The sequence below is a fragment of the Actinomadura sp. NPDC049753 genome, from assembly GCF_040674655.1.
GTDB lineage: Bacteria > Actinomycetota > Actinomycetes > Streptosporangiales > Streptosporangiaceae > Spirillospora > Spirillospora verrucosospora.
Genome location: NZ_JBFARL010000471.1, coordinates 1 through 1,189 on the forward strand (window position 1 = coordinate 1; position 1,189 = coordinate 1,189).

1 protein-coding gene is annotated in these 1,189 nt (G+C 77.4%); it reads left to right on the forward strand.

The genetic code is table 11. From position 1 onward, the window contains the following. Positions 1–19: 19 nt before the first annotated feature. On the forward strand, positions 20–1,189 hold a 1,170-nt coding region (locus AB0K37_RS42280), incomplete at its 3' end, for a hypothetical protein (protein WP_363991898.1).

Below are 1,189 nucleotides of genomic sequence, written 5' to 3' on the forward strand. Positions count from 1 at the left end.
GATGGTGCGGGAGATCGGGATGCGGATTCCCGGACTGATCTCCGGGCTGGCGATGACCGGCGCCGGATCCGCCCGCGCGCTGACCGCGAAGGAACAGGTCCGGGTCCGGCTCGCGCTGCTGGACCTGTCCGGCCAGGGGCTCACCGAGATGGGCGAGCTGTTCGCCGCGGCGCTGGTGGACGCCGAGGGCGACCCGGCGCTGCTCGGGCAGGTGCGGCTGCGGATGGCGCTCGGCACGCTCGTGACCGGCGCGCCCGGACGCGCGGAGCAGGAGGTCAACGCCGCGCTGGTGCACGCGCGCGACACCGGCGACACCGACCTGGAGGCGCGGGCGCTCGCCGTCCGGGCGAACATCGCGCTGATCGAGGGACGCGGCGACTACGCGGGCGACCTCGAACGGGCGCGGCGGCTCCCGGAGCCCCCGCTGGACGGACGGCTCCACATGACGCCCCGGTACCTCGCGGCCTACTGCGCCATCTTCGAGGACCGGCTCACCGAGGCGCGCGCCGAGCTGCTGCGGATGCTGGCGCTGGTGGAGCGCGGCTCCGGCGAGGAGGTCGTGCACGTCCTGCGCAACCTGTCGGAGGTGTCGGCGCGGACGGGCCGCTGCCGGGAGGCGCTGGACTTCGCCGACCGCGCCATGCGCGTCACCGAGCAGGCGGCCCTCAGCCCCGGCCCGGCCTGGTACCACGGCGCGCTGGCGGAGCTGGCGGGCGGCGGCATCGACCGGGCGGTCGCCCTCGCCGAGCGCGGGGTGCGGGCGTCCGAGCAGGAGAACGACGTCATCTTCCAGAGCCGCCTGCTGCACGTGCTCGGCGTGGCCCAGACGCGGAGCGGGGACGTCCGGACGGGCGTCGGCACCCTGCGGCGCATCGAGGCGCTCGGCCAGGACCGCAAGCTGCCGTCGCCGACGGTGCTGCCCTGGCAGTGCGACCTCGCCGAGGGGCTCGCGGCCCTGGGCGACACCGGGCGGGCCGCGGAGCTGATCCGCACGACCCGCGCCGCCGTCGGGTACCGCGGCGCGAGCGTCACCGGGCGGCTGGACCGGGCGGAGGCGGCGCTGCTGGCCGCGCGCGGCGAGCACGACGCGGCGGTCGCGCTGCTCGGCGAGGCCGCGGCGCTGTTCGCGCGGCTCGGCCAGCCGCTGGAGGCCGGGCACTGCCTGCTCGACCAGGCGCGCGTCGAGCGG